This window comes from Brevundimonas albigilva (genome assembly GCF_023573565.1).
Taxonomy (GTDB): Bacteria; Pseudomonadota; Alphaproteobacteria; order Caulobacterales; family Caulobacteraceae; genus Brevundimonas; species Brevundimonas albigilva.
Genome location: NZ_CP097649.1, coordinates 2921029 through 2941386 on the forward strand (window position 1 = coordinate 2921029; position 20358 = coordinate 2941386).

At 65.3% G+C, this 20358-nt stretch carries 16 protein-coding genes and 6 pseudogenes; 15 read left to right on the plus strand and 7 right to left on the minus strand.

The features are described 5' to 3' along the window. Positions 1–4: 4 nt before the first annotated feature. Entirely contained in the window at positions 5–1027 is a 1023-nt protein-coding gene (moaA, locus tag M8231_RS14595) for a GTP 3',8-cyclase MoaA (protein WP_250201798.1), read from the minus strand. A gap of 176 nt (positions 1028–1203) precedes the next feature. Between moaA and M8231_RS14600 the strand changes: the two genes are divergently transcribed. From M8231_RS14600 to M8231_RS14635, 8 genes are read left to right on the plus strand one after another with little or no spacing between them, the layout of a single operon-like run. Further along, complete coding sequence (locus M8231_RS14600) at positions 1204–3996, plus strand: nitrate/nitrite transporter (RefSeq protein ID WP_284150794.1); 2793 nt, start codon at positions 1204–1206, stop codon at positions 3994–3996. After that, a complete protein-coding gene (locus M8231_RS14605) occupies positions 3993–7730 on the plus strand; it encodes a nitrate reductase subunit alpha (RefSeq protein WP_250201799.1) in 3738 nt (1245 codons plus the stop codon). Before M8231_RS14600 ends, M8231_RS14605 begins: the two co-directional genes overlap by 4 nt. Further along, entirely contained in the window at positions 7727–9256 is a 1530-nt protein-coding gene (narH, locus tag M8231_RS14610) for a nitrate reductase subunit beta (protein ID WP_250201800.1), read from the plus strand. Before M8231_RS14605 ends, narH begins: the two co-directional genes overlap by 4 nt. Further along, the gene (gene narJ, locus M8231_RS14615; protein WP_250201801.1) at positions 9253–9954 is read left to right on the plus strand and encodes a nitrate reductase molybdenum cofactor assembly chaperone; all 702 of its coding nucleotides are present in this window, start codon (positions 9253–9255) and stop codon (positions 9952–9954) included. Before narH ends, narJ begins: the two co-directional genes overlap by 4 nt. Beyond that, entirely contained in the window at positions 9955–10743 is a 789-nt protein-coding gene (gene narI / locus M8231_RS14620) for a respiratory nitrate reductase subunit gamma (RefSeq protein WP_250201802.1), read from the plus strand. It begins immediately after the preceding gene. Further along, entirely contained in the window at positions 10740–11687 is a 948-nt protein-coding gene (locus M8231_RS14625) for a peptidylprolyl isomerase (RefSeq protein WP_250201803.1), read from the plus strand. The genes narI and M8231_RS14625 overlap by 4 nt, the downstream gene beginning before the upstream one ends. Then, positions 11672–11989 (plus strand): hypothetical protein, encoded by a 318-nt coding sequence (locus M8231_RS14630; RefSeq protein ID WP_250201804.1) that lies wholly within the window; start codon positions 11672–11674, stop codon positions 11987–11989. Before M8231_RS14625 ends, M8231_RS14630 begins: the two co-directional genes overlap by 16 nt. Continuing rightward, on the plus strand, positions 11986–12204 hold the full coding sequence (locus tag M8231_RS14635) for a hypothetical protein (RefSeq protein ID WP_250201805.1): 219 nt from the start codon (positions 11986–11988) through the stop codon (positions 12202–12204). Before M8231_RS14630 ends, M8231_RS14635 begins: the two co-directional genes overlap by 4 nt. Before the next feature lie 5 nt (positions 12205–12209). On the opposite strand, the gene M8231_RS14640 is transcribed toward M8231_RS14635, so the two are convergent. Further along, the gene (locus M8231_RS14640) at positions 12210–12497 is read right to left on the minus strand and encodes a DUF2249 domain-containing protein (RefSeq protein WP_250201806.1); all 288 of its coding nucleotides are present in this window, start codon (positions 12495–12497) and stop codon (positions 12210–12212) included. A 98-nt stretch (positions 12498–12595) separates the two neighbouring features. Between M8231_RS14640 and M8231_RS14645 the strand changes: the two genes are divergently transcribed. Further along, positions 12596–13003, plus strand: coding sequence for a ribonucleotide reductase subunit alpha (locus M8231_RS14645; protein ID WP_250201807.1), 408 nt, complete (start codon positions 12596–12598; stop codon positions 13001–13003). A 7-nt stretch (positions 13004–13010) separates the two neighbouring features. Here M8231_RS14645 and M8231_RS14650 read toward each other — a convergent pair. The 4 pseudogenes from M8231_RS14650 to M8231_RS14665 form a co-directional block, all read right to left on the minus strand. Then, positions 13011–13232 (minus strand): annotated as a pseudogene (locus M8231_RS14650) (aminotransferase class I/II-fold pyridoxal phosphate-dependent enzyme); the annotation flags it as partial. A 52-nt stretch (positions 13233–13284) separates the two neighbouring features. Continuing rightward, positions 13285–13701, minus strand: a pseudogene (locus tag M8231_RS14655) (DDE-type integrase/transposase/recombinase); the annotation flags it as partial. A gap of 75 nt (positions 13702–13776) precedes the next feature. Next, positions 13777–15140, minus strand: a pseudogene (locus M8231_RS14660) (IS3 family transposase). 85 nt (positions 15141–15225) lie between these two features. Then, positions 15226–15510 (minus strand): annotated as a pseudogene (locus tag M8231_RS14665) (IS6 family transposase); the annotation flags it as partial. 82 nt (positions 15511–15592) lie between these two features. Between M8231_RS14665 and M8231_RS14670 the strand changes: the two are divergent. The 3 genes and pseudogenes from M8231_RS14670 to M8231_RS14680 form a co-directional block, all read left to right on the plus strand. Further along, a pseudogene (locus M8231_RS14670) lies at positions 15593–16363 on the plus strand (IS3 family transposase); the annotation flags it as partial. A 158-nt stretch (positions 16364–16521) separates the two neighbouring features. Continuing rightward, positions 16522–16704 (plus strand): YegP family protein, encoded by a 183-nt coding sequence (locus tag M8231_RS14675; RefSeq protein ID WP_250201808.1) that lies wholly within the window; start codon positions 16522–16524, stop codon positions 16702–16704. Positions 16705–16818: 114 nt separating this feature from the next. Then, a complete protein-coding gene (locus tag M8231_RS14680; RefSeq protein WP_250201809.1) occupies positions 16819–17244 on the plus strand; it encodes a hypothetical protein in 426 nt (141 codons plus the stop codon). Positions 17245–17282: 38 nt separating this feature from the next. On the opposite strand, the gene M8231_RS14685 is transcribed toward M8231_RS14680, so the two are convergent. Next, on the minus strand, positions 17283–18155 hold the full coding sequence (locus tag M8231_RS14685) for a restriction endonuclease (protein WP_250201810.1): 873 nt from the start codon (positions 18153–18155) through the stop codon (positions 17283–17285). Positions 18156–18755: 600 nt separating this feature from the next. Between M8231_RS14685 and M8231_RS14690 the strand changes: the two genes are divergently transcribed. The 3 genes and pseudogenes from M8231_RS14690 to M8231_RS17105 all read left to right on the plus strand — a co-directional run bounded on the left by M8231_RS14690 (position 18756) and on the right by M8231_RS17105 (position 20342). Next, positions 18756–19094 carry a helix-turn-helix domain-containing protein gene (locus M8231_RS14690; RefSeq protein ID WP_250201811.1) on the plus strand — a complete coding sequence of 113 codons (339 nt, stop codon included), beginning with the start codon at positions 18756–18758 and terminating at the stop codon, positions 19092–19094. A 506-nt stretch (positions 19095–19600) separates the two neighbouring features. After that, positions 19601–19879: pseudogene (locus M8231_RS17100) on the plus strand (HipA domain-containing protein); the annotation flags it as partial. A gap of 100 nt (positions 19880–19979) precedes the next feature. Beyond that, on the plus strand, positions 19980–20342 hold the full coding sequence (locus M8231_RS17105; RefSeq protein WP_431307137.1) for a HipA domain-containing protein: 363 nt from the start codon (positions 19980–19982) through the stop codon (positions 20340–20342). Positions 20343–20358: the final 16 nt, after the last annotated feature.

Consider the following 20358-nt stretch of genomic DNA (forward strand, 5'->3'; position numbering starts at 1 on the left):
CCGCTCAGCCGCCGACGTCGGCCATGCGGCGCAGATCGCCAGACTGGGCCAGCATCAGGTTGTGACCCCGCGCCTTGGTGGGCAGGGCGTCCAGGATGCGTTGCTCCAGCCACAGGGGGTCCACGTCGGCGGCCAGCAGGTCGCGCAGGTCGATCCCGCCCTCGCCGAACAGGCAGAGCCGAAGCTTGCCCCGCGCGGTCACGCGCAGCCGGTTGCAGCCGTCGCAGAAATTCGCCGCATAGGGCGCGATGATCCCGAACCGCCCTGCGTAGTCCGGGTGGCGATACTCCAGCGCCGGGCCGTCGTCGGGCCGGCGCGGCACGGGCGTCCACCCCCGCGCCGTCAGCCACCGCTCCAGCACGCTGGCGCGGATATGCTGGTCCTCGAAATAGTCCACGTTGTCGAGGGTTCGCATCAGTTCGATGAAGCGCACGCTCGCGGACCGGTCGCGCAGCCAGTCCGCGAACTGATCGAACGCCGCGTATGCGGTCTCGCGCAGCAGCACCGCATTGACCTTCACCGCTCCGAAGCCCAGCCCCAGCGCCGTATCGAGGCCGTCGAGGATCTGCGGCAGGAGATCGTGGCCCGTGATGCGGGCGAACACTGCTGGATCAAGCGAATCGAGACTGACGTTCAGATGGGTCAGGCCGGCGTCGCGCCAGCCGCGCACATTGCGATCCAGCCGCCAGCCGTTGGTGGTCAGCGCCACCTTTTGCACGCCCGCCGTTTCGGCGACCGTTGCGATGATGCCGGGCAGATCCTGGCGCACGGTCGGCTCGCCGCCGGACAGCCGGACCTTGGTGACGCCGAGCGCCGCGAAACCGGAAGCGAGCCGGGCGATCTCGTCGAGTTCGAGAAAACCGCCGGACGTCTTGCGGTAGCCATCCGGCAGGCAGTAGGCGCAGCGGAAATTGCAAACCTCGGTTATCGACAGCCGCAGATAGCGGAAGCGGCGACCAAAGCCATCGGCCAGACGGGGCTCGGCCGGGTGGGTCGTCCCAGCCGCCATCTCAGCAGTCGCCGTCATGCGCCCTCCCCGAACTCCATGGCCCGGTCTGCAAACATATGCCGCGGAATGTGGTTCCTCTGGCAAGCGTCACTTTGTCACGTTAATTGGGGTTCGACGCGCAATGTTCGTACGATTGCGGACCGGCAGTCTGGAACCGTAACGCTGCATGGCAGCTTTGGTAGCGGGAGGGGTCGATGTCCCCGAAGGCGATCTCGGAGGGCTCTGTGGGCATGGATGTCCCGGCGGAAGGAGGCAGGACGGCGCTGTGGGCGAGCACCCTCGCCTTCACCATCTGCTTCGCCGTCTGGACGATCTTCTCGATCATCGGCCTGGACGTGAAGGACGAACTCGGTCTGTCCGAAGCCCAGTTCGGCCTGCTCGTCGGCACGCCGATCCTGACCGGCTCGCTTGTGCGCGTCCTCCTCGGCGTCTGGACCGAACAGCTCGGCGGCCGGCGAACGTTGGCCCTCGTCATGCTGACCGCCGCACTGGCGACCCTGCTGCTGTCCTGGGCGGACAGCTATGCCGAGATGCTGCTGGCGGCGCTGGGCGTCGGTATGGCAGGCGGCGCCTTCGCCGTGGGCGTGGCCTATGTGCCGAAATTCTTCCCGCCGGGGATGCAAGGCACGGCGCTGGGCGTCTTCGGCGCGGGCAACGTCGGGGCGGCGGTCACGAAATTCCTCGCCCCCGCGGTCATGGTCGCCTGGGGTTGGCAGGCCGTGACCCAGATTTGGGCCGCCGTTCTCGCGCTCGCGGCCGTGGCGTTCTTCCTCGTCACCCGCGACGACCCCGACACCCTCGCGCGTCGGCGCGAAGGACGTCCCGCGCAGACCGCGGCGGCGCAGCTGGCCGTGCTCAGGAACCTGCAGGTCTGGCGTTTCGCCCTCTACTATTTCTTCGTCTTCGGCGCCTTCGTGGCGCTGGCGCTGTGGCTGCCGAGCTACCTCATTTCCGTCTATGGTCTCGACATAAAGACGGCCGGCATGCTGGCGGCCCTCTACTCCATCCCGGCCAGCGTGTTCCGCATGTACGGCGGCCGGCTGTCGGACAAGTATGGCGCGCGGGCGGTGCTCTACTGGACCTTCGGCATGTCGGCCCTGTGCCTGTTCATGCTGTCATACCCGCCGACCGACTACACCATCCACGGGGTCCGGGGGCCGATCAGCTTCGCGACTTCGATGGGGCTGGTCCCCTTCCTCGTCGCTATCTTCGTGCTGGGCTTCTTCATGAGCCTGGGCAAGGCGGCGGTGTTCAAGCACATCCCCGTCTACTACCCGAAGCAGATCGGCGCGGTCGGTGGGCTGGTCGGCATGGTCGGAGGCCTGGGCGGCTTCGTCCTGCCGATCGTGTTCGGCCTGATGAACGACCTGACCGGCATCTGGACCAGTTGTTTCGCCCTGCTGTTCCTCGTCGTCGCCGTCTCTCTGGTCTGGATGCATTTCGCGGTCCGCCAGATGGAGACGACGGCCCTGCGGCAAGGTCGGGCGATCTCCGGCCTGCCGGAACTGCCCGAAATGGAGCCAATCCACGAGCCGGCCAAACCGCTGCTCGACCGGCTGCGCAAGGCGCGCGCCGGCGTGCTGGCCGACTGGCGCCCGGAGGACGCCGACTTCTGGCGTACGACGGGGCGGCCGGTAGCGCGCCGCAACCTGTGGATCTCGATCTACTGCCTTCTGCTGGCCTTCGCCGTCTGGATGGTGTGGAGCGTGGTCGTCGCCCAGCTGCCGCGTCTCGGCTTCGCCTTCACCACCGACCAGCTGTTCTGGCTGGCGGCCCTGCCCGGCCTGTCGGGGGCGACCTTCCGCATCTTCTACGCCTTCATGGTGCCGGTGTTCGGCGGCCGGCTATGGACGGCGGTATCCACCGCCTCGCTGATGATCCCGGCCTTCGGCATTGGCTATGCGGTGCAGGACCCGAGTACGCCCTACCTGATCTTCCTGGTGCTGGCCCTGCTGTGCGGCTTCGGCGGCGGCAACTTCGCCTCCTCGATGTCCAACATCGGCTTCTTCTTTCCGAAATCCGAGCGCGGCAACGCCCTGGCGCTCAACGCCGGTCTCGGCAACCTCGGCGTCAGCCTGATGCAGTTCCTGGTGCCGATCGTGGTCACCTTCTCGATCTTCGGCGTCCTGGGCGGCCAGGCCCAGGTCGCCGGCGACGGGACGCGGCTCTGGGCCCAGAACGCCGGGTTCATCTGGATTCCCTTTATCATGCTGGGCGCCCTGGCGGCGTGGTTCGGGATGAACGACATCGCCTCGGCCAAGGCCTCGTTCGCCGACCAGGCGGCGATCTTCCGGCGCACCCACAACTGGCTGATGTGCTGGCTCTATACCGGCACCTTCGGCTCGTTCATCGGCTTCTCGGCCGGCTTTCCCCTGCTCGCCCGGCTGGTGTTCCCCGAGGTGAACGCCATGCAGTACGTGTTCCTTGGGCCGTTGGTCGGAGCCCTGTCTCGGGCGGGTACGGGCTGGGTCTCCGATCGCTGGGGCGGCGCGCGTGTCACCTTGGCGGTGTTCGTCTGCATGATTCTGGCCGTCCTCGGCATGCTCTGGGCGCTGTCGATCGCGTCCTTCCCGGCCTTCTTCGGCAGCGTGCTGGCGTTGTTCTTCCTGACCGGCGTGGGCAATGCGTCGACCTTCCAGATGATCGGGCCGATCATGTCGCTGGAAACGGCGCGGTTGGCACCGAACCTGACCTCCGCCGAGCAGCGCGTCCGCGCCGACCGCGAAGCCGCGGCCATCGTCGGCTTCACCTCGGCGATCGCCGCCTTCGGCGCCTTCTTCATTCCCAAGGCCTACGGCGCCTCGATCGACGGCACCGGCGGGCCCGAAGCGGCGCTGTGGGGCTTCCTGATCTTCTATCTCAGCTGCGCCGCCCTGACGTGGTTTGTCTATGCGGGCCCGCGCGGCCTCTTGCGCGCCGTCGAAGGACGGCGTTCCATCTCCATATCCCCTGACCCCCAAGCCCAAGCGGAAGGCAGCCCGTCATGAGCCACTTCCTGGATCGCCTGACCTATTTCCGTCGTGACAAGGAGACCTTCTCCGACGGCCATGGGCTCACGACCCGAGAGAATCGCGACTGGGAGGATGCCTATCGAACCCGCTGGGCGGCCGACAAGATCGTGCGCTCCACTCACGGAGTGAACTGCACCGGCTCGTGCTCGTGGAAGATCTACGTCAAGGGCGGCATCGTCACCTGGGAGACCCAGCAGACCGACTATCCGCGCACCCGGCCGGACCTGCCCAACCACGAGCCGCGCGGCTGCCCCCGGGGGGCCAGCTACAGCTGGTACCTGTATTCCGGCACGCGCATCAAATACCCGCTGGTGCGCGGGCGAATGCTCCGGCACTGGCGCGAGGCGCGCAAGAGCATGACCCCGGTCGAGGCGTGGCGATCGATCGTCGAGGCGCCCGAGAAGCGCCACAGCTGGGTTTCGCGCCGTGGCCGCGGCGGTTTCATCCGGGCCGGCTGGGACGAGGTCACCGACATTATCGCGGCGGCCAACGCCTATACCATCAAGGAATACGGCCCCGACCGGGTCGCTGGCTTCTCGCCGATCCCGGCCATGTCGATGATCTCCTACGCCGCGGGTAGCCGATACCTGTCGCTGATCGGCGGGACCATCCTCAGCTTCTACGACTGGTATTGCGACCTGCCGTCGTCGTCGCCCCAGACCTGGGGCGAGCAGACCGATGTGCCCGAGAGCGCCGACTGGTACAACGCGGGCTTCCTGCTGGTTTGGGGCTCGAACATCCCGCAGACCCGCTCGCCGGACGCCCACTTCTACTCGGAGGTCCGCTACAAGGGGACCAAGAGCGTCGTCATCACGCCGGATTATTCCGAGGCGTCCAAATTCGCGGACCTGTGGCTGCACCCCAAACAGGGGACCGACGCCGCCTTGGCCCTGGCCTTCGGCCATGTGATCCTCAAGGAATTCCACTGCGACCGCCAGACACCCTACTTCGCCGACTACGGGCGCAAATATTCAGACTTCCCTTTGCTGGTGAAGCTGGTCGAGCGCGACGGCCGGCTGGTCGCCGACCGCATGGTTCGCGCCGCCGACTTCCGCCACGACCTGCACGAGAAGATCAATCCTGACTGGAAGGCGGTCGGGTTCGACGAGATCAGCGGCAAGATCGTCTGTCCGCAGGGACAGTCCGGCCACCGCTGGGGCGATCCGGGCAAGTGGAACCTCGAGGAGAAGGACGGCAAGGGCAAGGACATCCGCCTGCGCCTGACGCTTGCCGACGGTCACGACGAGATCGTCCCGGTCGGCTTCCCCTATTTCGGCGGCACGGCGCCGGAGAGTTTCGTCTCAACCAGCCACGAGCAGATCCTCGACCGCAATGTGCCGGTCAAGCGGGTGAAGCTGAAGGACGGCGAGGCGCTGGTCGCCACCGTCTTCGACCTGTTCTGCGCCAACTACGGCGTCGATCGCGGCTTCGGCGGCGACAACGTGGCCAGGTCCTACGACGACGACGCCCCCTTCAGCCCGGCCTGGGCGGAGAACGTCACCGGCGTGCCGCGCGAGGCGATCATTACCACGGCGCGCGAGTTCGCCGAGGTGGCCGAGAAGACCAATGGCCGCTCCATGGTCATCCTCGGGGCCGGGCTGAACCACTGGTACCACATGGACATGGCCTACCGCGGCATCATCTCGATGCTGGTCATGTGCGGCTGCATCGGCCAGTCCGGCGGCGGCTGGGCGCACTACGTCGGCCAGGAGAAGCTGCGGCCCCAGACCGGCTGGACCCCGCTGGCCTTCGCTCTCGACTGGATGCGGCCGACCCGGTTCATGAACGGCACCTCGTTCTTCTACGCCCACACCAACCAGTGGCGCTACGAGAGCCTGCAGATCTCGGAAATCCTGTCGCCGACCGCGCCCGAAGGCGACTGGTCGGGCAGCATCATCGACTTCAACGTGCGGGCCGAACGCATGGGCTGGCTGCCTACCGCGCCGCAGCTGGAGACCAATCCGCTGAGCGTCGGCAAGGAGATCTTCGAGTCCGGGGCCGATCCCGCGACCTACGTTTCGGACAAGTTGAAGGACGGCGGGCTGAAGCTGGCCTGCGCCGATCCGGACAACCCGAAGAACTGGCCGCGCAACATGTTCTTCTGGCGCTCCAACGTGCTGGGGGCCAGCGGCAAGGGCCACGAGTATTTCCTCAAGCACCTCGTCGGCGCCCTGCACGGGGTGGTCGGCGTCGATCTCGGCGAGGACGGCCGCGACAAGCCGCAGGAGGTCGTCTGGCGCGAGGAGGCGCCGGTGGGCAAGCTGGATCTGATGGTCAACATCGACTTCCGCATGTCGACCACCAGCATGTACGCCGACATCGTGCTGCCGACCGCCACCTGGTACGAGAAGCACGACCTCAACACCTCGGACATGCATCCCTTCATCCACCCGCTGACCGCGGCCGTGGACCCGGTGTGGGAGGCCAAGAGCGACTGGGACATCTTCCGGGCCATCGCCGACAAATTCTCGAAGATCGCGCCCGAGGTCCTGGGCGTCGAGCATGACCTGGTCCTGACCCCGATCATGCACGACACCGCCGGCGAACTGGCCCAGCCCTATGCGCCCCAGCGGTGGGACAAGGGCGAGTGCGAGCCGATCCCGGGCCGCACCATGGCCAATGTCTCCATCGTCGAGCGCGACTACGCCCAGACCTACGCCAAATTCACTTCGCTCGGCCCGGCGCTGGAGAAGCTGGGCAACGGGGGCAAGGGCATCAACTGGAACACCGACGCCGAGGTAGCGCTGCTGGCCGGCCTGAACGGCGTGGTTACCGAGGAAGGACCCGCCAAGGGCCGACCGCGCATCCTCACGGACATCGACGCTTGCGAGACCATCCTGTCGCTGGCCCCCGAGACCAACGGCGAGGTGGCGGTCAAGGCATGGAAGGCGCTGTCGGAGTTCACCGGCCGCGACCACGTCCACCTGGCCGAGGGCAAGGAGGAGGAGAAGATCCGCTTCCGCGACGTCGTCGCCCAGCCGCGCAAGATCATCTCGTCGCCGACCTGGTCGGGACTGGAGTCCGAGCACGTCTGCTACAACGCCGGCTACACCAGTGTGCACGAACTGATCCCGTGGCGGACCTTCACGGGACGCCAGCAACTCTACCAGGACCACCACTGGATGCGGGCCTTCGGCGAGGGCTTCGTCACATGGCGGCCTCCGATCGACACCCGCACCGTGCGCGCCGTCCACGGCAAGCTGCCCAACGGAAACCCCGAGATCCTGCTTAACATCCTGACCCCGCACCAGAAATGGGGCATCCACTCGACCTATGCCGAGAACCTGATCCTGCTCAGCCTCAACCGCGGGGGGGCGGTGATCTGGATCAGCGAGACGGACGCCCGCCAGGCGGGGATCGAAGACAACGACTGGATCGAGGCCTTCAACGTAAACGGCGCGGTCACCGCCCGCTCGATCGTTTCGCAACGGGTCATGGCCGGCACGGCGATCATGTACCACGCCCAGGAAAAGCTGGTGAACACAGTCGGCTCCGAGCTCACCGGCCAGCGCGGCGGGGTGCACAACTCGATCACCCGCATCAACATGAAGCCGACCCATATGATCGGCGGCTACGCCCAGCTGTCCTACGGCTTCAACTACTACGGCACCGTTGGGGCCAATCGCGATGAGTTCGTGGTCATCCGCAAGATGAGCGCGATCAACTGGTTCGACAAAGCCGCCGAGCCCGACCTGGAGGCCGCCGAATGAAGATCCGCGCTCAGATCGCCATGGTCCTGAACCTGGACAAATGCATCGGTTGTCACACCTGTTCGATCACCTGCAAGAACGTGTGGACCAACCGCGAGGGGGTGGAATACGCCTGGTTCAACAACGTCGAGACCAAGCCCGGCATCGGCTATCCGAAGGACTGGGAGAACCAGAAGCGCTGGAAGGGCGGCTGGGTCAGGAAGAAAAACGGCAAGATCGAGCCGCGCATCGGCTCGAAGTGGCGCATCCTGGCCAAGCTGTTCGCCAACCCCGACCTACCCGAGATCGACGACTTCTACGAGCCGTACACCTTCGAATACGACTGGCTGCAGAAGGCGCCGGAGCTGGAGGCCCAACCGTCGGCCAAGCCGCGCTCGCTGATCACCGGCGACGTGATGACCAAGATCGAATGGAGCGGCAACTGGGAGGACGACCTCTCGGGCGAGTTCGCCAAGCGGTCGCAGGACTACAATTTCGAAGGGATCGAGAAGGAGATCTACGGCCAGTTCGAAAACACCTTCATGATGTACCTGCCGAGGCTGTGCGAGCACTGCCTGAACCCGGCCTGCCTGGCCGCCTGTCCCTCCGGCGCCATCTACAAGCGCGAAGAGGACGGCATCGTGCTGATCGATCAGGAGCGCTGCCGCGGCTGGCGCATGTGCGTCTCGGGCTGCCCGTACAAGAAGATTTATTACAACTGGTCGTCCGGTAAGTCCGAGAAGTGCATCTTCTGTTTCCCGCGCATCGAGGTCGGCCAGCCGACGGTGTGCTCCGAGACCTGCGTCGGGCGCATCCGGTATCTGGGCGTGTTCCTGTACGACGCCGACCGCATCAAGGAGGCGGCGTCGGTCGAGGACGAGAAGGACCTCTACGAGGCCCAGCTGTCGCTGTTCATGGACCCCAACGATCCAGCGGTGATCGAGCAGGCCCGCCGCGACGGCGTGCCCGAGGCCTGGCTGGAGGCCGCGGTCCGCTCGCCGGTCTACAAGATGGCCAAGGTGTGGAAGGTCGCCTTCCCGCTGCACCCCGAATACCGCACCCTGCCGATGGTCTGGTACGTGCCGCCGCTGTCGCCCATCCAGTCGGCGGCCGAAGCCGGCAAGATGTCGGTCAACGACGGCATGCCCGACGTGCGGTCGCTGCGCATCCCCATGCGCTACCTCGCCAACCTGCTGACCGCCGGCGACGAGGAGCCGGTCGCCCGGGGGTTGGAGCGGATGCTGGCCATGCGGTCCTACATGCGGGCCAAGACCATCGACGGCCGCATCGACGAGTCGATCGCTGAACGCGTCGGCCTGACCGGCGCCGTCATCGACGACATGTACAAGATCATGGCGCTGGCGGCCTACGAAGACCGCTATGTGATCCCGACCACCCACCGCGAGGAGAACGAGGACGCCTATGTCCTGCGCGGCTCGGGCGGCTTCACCCTCGACCGGCCGACCAACGGCTCCAGCAAGCTGAACCTGTTCGGCGGACCCAAGACCACGCCGAGACGGTCGCCCTACATGGATGTGTCGACATGATCCGCTCGCTACGCGCCCTTTCGGTCCTGCTCGCCTATCCATCTGAGGAGCTACAGGCCAACATCGGCGAGATCCGCAACGCCCTGGCGGTCGAACGGCTCGTCCCCCCGGCGGGCCGCGATGCGCTCGAACCGCTGCTGACGGCGCTGGAGAGCCGTGAACTATATGACCTGCAGGAGGACTACAGCGACCTGTTCGACCGCTCGCGCAAGCTGTCGCTGCATCTGTTCGAACATGTGCACGGCGACAGCCGGGACCGTGGACCGGCGATGGTCGATCTGGGCCAGACCTATTTCGATCGCGGCTTCGCCATGACCGTATCCGAACTGCCGGACTACTTGCCGCTCTATCTCGAATTCCTAGCCTGCCAGCCTTTCGCGGAGGCCCGCGCGCTACTCGGCGAGCCGGCCCACGTGCTGGCGGCGCTGCAGCAGCGGCTGGCCGATCGCGACAGTCCCTACGCCGGGGTGTTCATCGCCCTTCTGGGGCTGGCCGAAGCCAGGCCGGACGCCGAGGCGCTGAAGGCGCTGCTCGAGCGCACGGAAGAGGACGTCGCCGACGCGGACGTCGACGACGAGTGGCGGGAAGCGCCGGTCACCTTCGGCCGGCCGGATCACGAGGCTGGCGGGCCCACTGGCCTGATCGCCAAAATCCGTGCGGGACGCCGTTCCGCCGGGACCAAGAACCAGGAGGCGTAAGTGGAAGGTTTCCTCAACCAACTGGCGTTCGGCTGGTTTCCCTACCTGGCGGTCACCGTGCTCATCGTCGGCAGCATCCTGCGCTTCGACAAGGCGCAGTACTCCTGGCGCTCGCAATCCAGCCAATTCCTGCGCCGAAAGCAGATGCTGATTGGTTCGAACCTGTTCCACCTCGGCATCCTGGCCCTGCTAGGCGGCCATTTCGTCGGGCTGCTGACGCCGATCAACGTTTTCGACTATTTCGGCATCGGCCACGGCTTCAAGCAGATGATGGCCCTGGTCGTCGGCGGGATCGCCGGAGTCGCCGCCTTCATCGGCGCCAGCCTGCTGCTGCATCGACGCCTGTTCGACGCTCGCATCCGGCGCAGTTCCTCGAAGATGGACATCCTCGTCCTGTTCCTGCTCTGGCTGCAGCTGGCGCTTGGCCTCGCCACCACCTGGTGGACGATGAAACACCTCGATGGGTCCGAGATGGTGTTGTTTATGGGCTGGGCCAACGGCCTTCTGACCTTCAACCCGGCCGCCGCCGACCTGATTATCAACGCCTACTGGGTCTACAAGCTGCACATTGTGCTGGGGCTGACGATCTTCCTGATCACGCCCTTCACCCGCCTCGTGCATGTGTGGAGCATCCCGATCATGTTCCTGGTGCGGCCCGGCTATCAGCTGGTGCGGTCGCGCGGGCCGGTGAAGCGGCCCACGACCACGCCGACGCATGGCGAGCCGGGCAGCGCCCCCACCTATGGCGGACCTTCGGTAATCCGCGGCGAGGCGGAGAGCGCCCAATGACCACAGCCCGCTTCGTCCTCACCCGCTCGTCCGGCCGATCCGCCGCGGCCACACCACCGGCTCCGGCCCAACCTGCGGCGCCCCGCCCTGCCCCGGCGGCAGCGGGTTGCGGCCACCACGGAGAGCGAAAGCCCGAGCCGCCGATCTTCCCCGACGTGTGGGTGAATGGCGTCGAGATCGAGGCGGCGGCCATCGCCCGCGAACTCCAGCATCACCCGGCGGGAGACCCGAAGGAAGCCTGGACCGGAGCGGCTCGCGCGCTGGTCGTGCGCGAACTGCTGCTGCACGAGGCCCGCCGCCGCAACATCGCGCCCGAGCCCGAAGACGAGGGAGAGACCCGCGAGTCCGAAGAGGAGGCGCTGGTGCGCCTGCTGCTCGAGGAGGCCTTGGACCCCGCAGAACCCGGCGAGGCGGAGTGCCGGCGTCTGTATGAGTCCCAGCGCGATCGGTTCCGCACCCCCGACCTGTTCGAGGCGGCCCACATCCTGATCGAACCGGAGACCGACGACGCCGAGGGCTGGGCGGCGGCCGAGGCCCGCATCCGGGCCCTGCGCGCGGACATTGGCGACAGCCGTTCCGCCTTCGTGGCGGCCGCGCGAGCCCATTCGACCTGCCCCTCGGCCCAGCAGGACGGATCGCTGGGCCAGGTGCGGCGGGGCGAACTGGCCCCGCCCGTGCAGAAGGCGCTGGAAGACACCCCGCCGGGGACCAACCGGGACGAGCCGGTGCGTTCGCGCTTTGGCTGGCACCTGATCCGGCTGGAGCGGCGTATCGAGGGTCGCGACCTGCCATACGAGGTGGTCGAAGACAAGATCCGCGACACCCTGGAAGCGCGCGCCTGGGCGGTCGCCGCCGGCCAGTACGTCGCGGAACTGGCTGCGGCCGCCCGGATCGAGGGCGTCGAACTGGCGGTCGCCGAAGAGAGCCCGTGCGCCTCATGCTGACGCTGGGCGACCTGATGGCGCGGGCCCGGGCCGCCTCACCGGCCTTCGAGGCCTGGCTGGCGGACTCGGCTCCCGATCTCGCCGGCTCGGTCCGGGCGGCGGCGACGGAACGCGACGAGACGCCCGCGGCCTTCGCCCGCGCCGCCGTGATCGACTTCGACCGTCATGCCAGCGCCGAGGCCTGGACCCGCCTCACCGGCCGCTTGCACAACAGCGCCGATCCTGGTCTGGTCTGTCTGCAGGAGATGGTCCGCTGGCGCCTCGCCACGCCGCTGGACGAACCGCTGGAGGAAGCCCGATGACCGACGCCGCCCCCAAGGCCGATCCGGCCGAGCCGCAGACCCTCAATCCGGAGCTCAGACAGGGCCGGGACGGTGACTACGCCGAGGCCAACAACGGCAGTACGCCGCTGGACACCATCTCGGTCAAGAAGGCTGGTCCGGCGGTGTGGCCGGTGATCTGGGCGGTGACGACCATCGTGCTGGTGGCCGTCACCCTGTTCCTGATCTTCGCCTGAAGCGACTACTCGCGCCGCAGGAAGTCGATGACCACGCCCTGTTCGGAGCGGTGGCGATATTCGATCTCGAATCCGTCGCCGTAGCGGTCGGCGATCTGACGCAGCAGAGGATGGGGATCGTGATCGTTGAGGAAGCGCATCGTTTCGCCGGGCGCCAGCACGTCCAGGGCGCCGAAGATGGCCGCATGCCTGAAACGCCTCGCCACGCCGCGCGCGTCGAAGGGGTGCGCCGCCTCCATCGTCGCGGTCGCGGCGGGGCTTGCGGATGTATCGGGGGCATCGGTCGAAGTCATGGTCGGGTCTCCTTGTCCGGCCATTCTGCGGTCCGGGACGGCCCGGCGCCTTGTCCGGGCGCAATGCGGCGGCGCATTCTGACGGCGAGGCTCAAACGATGACCACCGATTCCCATTTCCGACAGCTCGTCGCCGCCGCCCAGGATCAGCCCGACCCGCACCGGCTCCTGTTCGTGTTCGCCGCGGCCGAACTGCCCCAGGACTCGACGCCGACGCAGCGGGCCCGTTTCCTCGCCGGTCAGGGCGGCGCCCTGGTCCCGCTCATGTGCGTGGACAAGGCGCCCGAAGACCTCCGCGATTTCGACGCCCTCACCGAAGAGTCGCATCGCGCCGGGCCGCCCTGGACAATGGTCTTCGCCGCCGGCCTGGCCGGGCGAAACGGCCACCCCCCGGACAAGCGAGAGATTGACGGGGCGCTGCAGGTGATGGTGGAGGCCGTGCGCGACGGCGGCTTCGGCCGCTTCGCCGCCTACGACCGCGACGGCGATCCGATCATCTTCGAATAGGCCGCGATCAGGCGACGGCAGGGAGGCGCGCCACGTTGCAGTGGGTCCTCAGCTTGTCCATCGCCTGCACCAGATGGTTCATCATGGCGTCGGTGTGGTTCGGCGACGGGGTGAAGCGCAGCCGCTCCGTTCCCTTGGGCACGGTCGGATAGTTGATCGGCTGGACGTAGACGCCGTGGTCTTCCAGCAGCATGTCCGAGATCATCTTGCAGTGAACCGGATCGCCGAGGAACCGTCAGGTTAACTGAGCACATTCAAAAAGCCCCCAACCCTGCAAAATATCAGGCTACCGCCGCCATCCAAGCGGCATCCGCATCGGCGCGAAAACGACGAAGTGTGGATCTGCTGATGAGATGGCGCTGGATATTGAAGGTGTTGTAAATCGCCGCGTGGGTGGTGAGAAATCTCTGGGCTGAGGCTTGGGATTTGAACCTCTGCTGCTGCCGCTCTCGTCGCCGGATCGGCAGGTGAGAATTCTCAACGCGGTTATTATCACGCAGTCGACCGGGACGATGAAGATGCCGTAGTTCCAACTGATCGAGGGCCGCACCGTAGGATGCCAGCCCATCCGTTGTGATGGTTTCCGGCTCGACAGGTTGGTTACGTATAAGACGTCTAATCAGCTTCAAAGCCGCTTCTGTGTCCCGCCGACGCTGGACGATGACGTCTAGAACCTCGCCTTCATCATCAACAGCGCGCTGTCCGTCGTCAGAACATTCGGCACAACTCGCGGCGTAGATTAGCGGAGTGCGGACCTCGTCAGGGGGTTGATGTTAGGCGGCGAACTTGCGGTGCTGCAAGCGCCGATGTTCGATGGTCTGTCGCTTGATCCTTTCGCGCAGTTTGATGATTGCCGGAGCCCTGCCGAAGTAGGCGTCGGCAGGCGTCACGTTGGCCAGGCTCTCGTGGTATCGCTGGTGATTGTAGTGCTCGACGAAGGCCTCGATGTGGGCTTCGAGGTCGCCGGGCAGGAAGTAGTTTTCCAGCAAGATGCGGTTTTTCAGGGTCTGGTGCCAGCGCTCGATCTTGCCCTGGGTTTGGGGATGACACGGGGCGCCGCGGACATGGCTCATCTTCCGGGCCTCGATGTATTCCGCCAGCTCACCCGCGATGTAGCTGGGGCCATTATCGCTGAGTAGCCGGGGTTTGTGCAGCACCGTGGCGCTGTCGCAACCAGAAGCCGCCAGGGCGAGGTCCAGCGTGTCGGTGACGTCCTCGGCTCGCATGTTGGTGCACAGCTTCCAGGCGATGATGTAGCGCGAGAAGTCGTCGAGCACGGTCGACAGATACATCCAGCCCCACCCGATGATCTTGAAGTAGGTGAAGTCGGTCTGCCACATCTCGTTCGGCCGCGTGGTTTTCGTGTGGAACTGATCGGCAGCCTTGATCACGACATAGGCCGGGCTGGTGATCAGGTCGTGGGCCTTCAACAGGCGGTAAACCGTGGATTCCGACACGAAGTAGCGCTGCCCATCGGTGAAGCGCACGGCCAGTTCCCGGGGGCTCAGCTCAGACTGTTCCAGCGCCAGCTCGATGATCTGGTCGTGGATGCCCGCCGGGATGCGGTTCCACACCCGGCTCGGCGCCGATGGCCGATCTTCCAACGCCTCCGGCCCGCCTTCGAGGTAGCGATCATACCAGCGGTAGAATGTCCGACGAGGGATGCCGAGTTAGTCCAGCGTGCGCTTGGCCGACAGGTGCGACTGCTCGACGGTTCTGATGATCTCGAGCTTCTCGGATGCGGGATATCTCATTCGTCGTTGCCCCCATCCGCGACCATGCTTTTTTTGAGCAGACGGTTTTCCAGTGTCAGATCGGCCACGCATTCCTTCAGGGCCCGGGCTTCGCGGCGCAGGTCCTGGACCTCTCCGGTGGTCGCGGCACGGGCGGTGTCGCCGGCCAGGCGGCGCTTGCCAGCTTCCATGAACTCCTTCGACCAGGTGTAATACAGGCTCTGGGCAATGCCTTCCTTGCGGCATAGCTCGGCGATGCTGTCTTCCCCGCGCAGGCCATCCAGCACGATGCGGATCTTGTCCTCGGCCGAAAAGTGGCGCCGGGTCTGTCGGCGGATGTCCTTCACTACCCGCTCTGCTGGGGCCTTGGCGGGCGATTTTACATTGGAGGATCTGGGCTTCATCTTCGTTCCTTCGTCACTACGACGAAGCCCAGATCCTCCTTAAATCACAACCTCAAATCTGTGCCATTGGTGCTGACGGCGGACAAACAGCGCGCCACAGATACATACGTCTGCCACCGATCTTGCAAACCATCTCATCGAGATGCCAGCGGCCTGTGGGTGACCCACGTCGCTTCTTCAGCCGCCGTGCAATCAAAGGCCCGAACTTGATCGTCCAGCACCGGATCGTTTCGTAGCTCACGTCGATTCCGCGTTGCGCCATCAACTCCTCGACATCACGGAAGCTCAGGTTGAAACGAAAGTACAGCCACACGGCATGACGGATCACCTCAGCTGGAAAACGATGTCGCTTAAACGATAAGGGCTTCATAGAAATGCCTACTCCACCAGTGGCTTGCCACCTTTTAGGTGGAGCACCTTTAGCGTTAGACTGACAGCACCGCGGGCACCACGACCAGATCATCGAGCTGGCGCTGGAACAGTCTGAGCTGAGCCCCCGGGAACTGGCCGTGCGCTTCACCGATGGGCAGCGCTACTTCGTGTCGGAATCCACGGTTTACCGCCTGTTGAAGGCCCACGACCTGATCACCAGCCCGGCCTATGTCGTGATCAAGGCTGCCGATCAGTTCCACACGAAAACCACGCGGCCGAACGAGATGTGGCAGACCGACTTCACCTACTTCAAGATCATCGGGTGGGGCTGGATGTATCTGTCGACCGTGCTCGACGACTTCTCGCGCTACATCATCGCCTGGAAGCTGTGCACCAACATGCGAGCCGAGGACGTCACCGACACGCTGGACCTCGCCCTGGCGGCTTCTGGTTGCGACAGCGCCACGGTGCTGCACAAACCCCGGCTACTCAGCGATAATGGCCCCAGCTACATCGCGGGTGAGCTGGCGGAATACATCGAGGCCCGGAAGATGAGCCATGTCCGCGGCGCCCCGTGTCATCCCCAAACCCAGGGCAAGATCGAGCGCTGGCACCAGACCCTGAAAAACCGCATCTTGCTGGAAAACTACTTCCTGCCCGGCGACCTCGAAGCCCACATCGAGGCCTTCGTCGAGCACTACAATCACCAGCGATACCACGAGAGCCTGGCCAACGTGACGCCTGCCGACGCCTACTTCGGCAGGGCTCCGGCAATCATCAAACTGCGCGAAAGGATCAAGCGACAGACCATCGAACATCGGCGCTTGCAGCACCGCAAGTTCGCCGCCTAACATCAACCCCCTGACGAGGTCCGCACTCCGCTAATCTACGCCGCGAGTTGTGCCGAATGTTCTGACGACGGACAGGGACCACGGCGCGAACTAGGATGGACAATCCAACGTCGTCGCTCGGTCGATCTCCGTCAAGCCGCTCCTCAAGGAGCGACGATATGTCGATCACCAATCTGAAGTACGAAAAGTACAAGACCGACGGCTGGCGTTGGCGTCTCAAGTCCACCGCCAACGGCAAGATCATCTCGATGTCCAGCGAGGCCTACTTGGCCGAAGCAGACTGCGATCGGTCGATCGAGCTTAACAAGAGCTCGTACGCCGCACCCGTCGAGCGGAAGTAGGCGACGCGGGAGGGCGGCGACGCCCCCCAGCCACATCTCACAGAAGGGCATTGGTATACGGCGACCGACCGTTCCGGGGGCCCAACATCAGTTGACGCAGATCGAGGACACGAGATGATTTTTCAATCGGGGAAACACGCAGGGCAAGAAGCGGCATACGTCCTTCTGCGCGACCCAGGCCATGCCGCATTCATCATGGATCAATACCCTGACGGCAAAGTCGCCAAGGAGTTCAAGCGTTTGGCGGCCGTTCTGGACGCGAAGCCCTTCCTGCAATCTTGCACCACTTGCAGCCACACGGCGACGAGAGCGACGACTTACGCTGGTGGCCCCTCGCTCTACTTTTGGTGCGACGACTGCGATGTGCACGGCATGGGCGCGACGGAAGGCAAGCTGATCGTCGTCAGGAGGTTCAAGGATGCTCTTCGCTACGGTGCGACTACGCGCGGCGAGCAGAAGTCGGTGATCAAGAGCCTAGCGGAGGCGAAGGGGGGTCCGGCCCGTCTGACCCAGGCCGCCGCGAAGGCTTTCCTGCCATAGCAGCCCGTCGGCCATGGGCGAAAAGGTGCAGCACCGGGTCAAAGGGTCCCGAAAAACTCCTCGTTGAGGGAGACCTCCTCCACCCTAACCTCTTTGACGTCCACGCCCAAGCCGAGGTCCTTCATCAGCAGGCATAGCGAGTCGCCGTCGATCAGATCGATGGCCGGCGCGCCGTCTCGCGTCGCTTCCCGGCGAGCCTCAGACGTAAATGTCCCGGTCGTGATGATCAGGCCTTTGTCCGCCCGACCTTGCATAGCCCCGCGAAAGTTGCGGACCACTTCCGAACCGACGGAGCCCTTCCAGCGCTTGCACTGGAACAGAACCTGAAAGGAAATCAGGTTCACGCGCAAAACCCCGACGCCGTCGATACCCCCGTCAGCCGTCTTGCCGGTGACCTCGACCCGGGTGAAGCCGCTCTCGCGCAACAGGCGCTGACAGAGGCGCTCGAAGGCAGCGGGTTCTACGGCTTGAACCCGCTGCAACAGCAGGTCCGGCCAGCTTAGCGAATCGCCGTTCCCATTTTCGCTGGAACTTCCTTCCGCAGCAGCTTGAGCCGCCTTCCGGGCGGCGATTGCCGCACGGTCGGCCGCCGAGATGATCTTCTTCAGATCGGCATTGCTCTTGCTGAGGGCGGCCCTCCCTTCCTCGGTGAGCACCCACACTCCGCGCTTTGGATTTTTGACGAAGCCGCCGATCTTGAGGAAGGACCGAGCCCAGGACATCCGATCAGGCAGAACGGGCGCCCCGCTCTTGGGATAGGTGACGTCGAGTTGTTCTTGAGTGATTCCGAGCGACGAGATCAGCGCTTCGTCCAGTTCCTCGATGGAGCCGGAGCCGCCCAAGCTTGAGAGCGCCTCAAGGGTGGGTCTGAAAAGATCATCGTACTTGGGCAGCGTGGGCGATTGGGTCACGGGCATCTCGTCTCAAGATACCGACCAGACTGCCGAGTTCAGGCAACGCTGTCACCCCGGAGACCTCGCCAGAGTCCAATCATCTCTGACGGAGTCCAACCTATTGTGACATCCGACACTTGCGTCGCGCTCGAAACGATTCGAACGTCCGATCCTCAGATTCGTAGTTGGATGCCGTCAGCGGACGCTCCCAAAGTCCGATATGAGTCAGATGGGGCCATCCGACTGCTGCGATCGTGCGTCAAGCAGACCGTAAATGTGGACATGCAATAGGCTCGGCCGCCATGCCCGCGTTAACGCCGCGGGCAATCTGGTCAGTATGTGACCAGCGCTCGCCCAGCAATCTTCATAAGTCTTTGAAAAGAATGGTGGACGCGACAGGGATTGAACCTGTGACCCCTACGATGTCAACGCTAATATTTCCAACAAATTCAAAGGTTTGGAATTATCCAAATAACGGACAGATCAAGGAAATCAGGACTCGAACCGAGGTTGCACGGGCGTTTCGTGGGCGATCCTTGGGCGCGGTGGTGTCGGCTCAAACCGACACTAAGCTGGATAATGTCGGCTCAAGGCCTCATAGTGGCTTCGGAGGCCGTCATGCGTCGCAGTCCCCTGCATACCACCCCGCCCTATGAAGTCGAGGCCGCCCTGAAGCGGCTAGGAGCGGACCTACGCACCGCGCGTCTGCGCCGAAACGTCACCATGATCGAGGCGGCCGAGCGGCTGGGTGTCGGCCGCGAAGCCATCGCCGACGCCGAGCGGGGAAAGCCGTCAACCAGCGTCGCCATCTATGCGGCCTTGCTGTGGTCCTACGGTCTGATCGAGCGCCTGGCGTCGCTGGCCGAACCGCTCGCCGACGAAGAAGGCCTGCGCCTCGCCAGTCTGGACCAGCGCCAGCGCGCCCGTGTCGGCCAGGCGCTGGACGACGACTTCTGAGCCGCGCCATGCCCCAGGCCTACGTCTACATCACCCTGCCTGGCGCCACCCAGGCCGTCACCGCCGGGCGGTTCGAGCACGAGGTCGATCGCAACGGGGTCGCTGTCGGCCGCTTCGTCTACGGCCGCCGCTATCGCAAGCGGCCCGATGCAGTCGAGATCGATCCGTTCGAGCTGCGTCTGGGCCGCGCGCAGTTCGAGACCGTGCGCCTGAACGGCGTCTTCGGCGCCCTGCGCGACTCAAGCCCGGATTATTGGGGACGGCGGGTCATCGAGAAACACGCCGGCGTCGACGCGTTGGGCGAACTCGACTACCTGCTGCACTCGCCCGACGACCGGGCGGGCGCCCTCGGCTTCGGTCTGGGCGTCGAGCCGCTCGCGCCGATCCGTGAGTTCAACAAGACTTGGGACCTTGAGAAGCTTCAGGCGCTGGCCGACACCCTGATCGCCGACCAAGCCCCCAAGGACGCGGCGGCGGTCGAGGAACTGCTGCTGCTGGGCACCTCCATGGGCGGCGCTCGGCCGAAGGTGGTGGTCGAGCACGACGGAGCCTTGTGGCTGGCCAAATTCAACCGCGCCGACGACCGCTGGAACATGGCGCGCATGGAGCACGCCACCCTGTTGCTCGCGAGGCGGTGCGGGTTGCAGGCCCCCGACTCCCAGGTTGTGACCGTGGGCGGACGGGATGTCCTGTTGGTCCGCCGCTTCGATCGCGAGCGCGCCAAGGACGGCTACGCCCGCGCCCGCATGGTCAGCGCCCTCACCCTGCTGGAGACCGATGAGACCCCGGATGGTCGGGCCCGCTGGTCCTACGTCATTCTGGCCGAGACGTTGCGTCGGATCAGCGAGCGACCGCGCGAAGGACGCGCACGAACTGTTCCGCCGCATGGTCTTCAACGCCCTGATCTCGAACATCGACGACCACCCGCGCAACCATGCCGCCATCGCGCCCGGCCGGGGCTGGCGCCTGTCTCCGGCCTTCGACCTCTCTCCGACACCGTCAGTCAGCGAGGACCGCCGCGACCTGGCCATGGCCTGCGGCGCCCAGGGGCGCTCCGCCAACGCCGCGAACCTGCTCAGCAAAAGCGGGCGGTTCCTGCTGCCTCCTGCCCAAGCCGCCGCCGTGGTGGACGAAGTGGAGCGGGTGGTGACGAGCGAATGGTATGCGATCGCGCGCGCGGCCGGGGTCAGCGAGGCTGATTGCGGGTCGGTGAGCAGCGCTTATGGGTATCCGGGATTCCGGCGATAGCGAACTCAGACTGTAG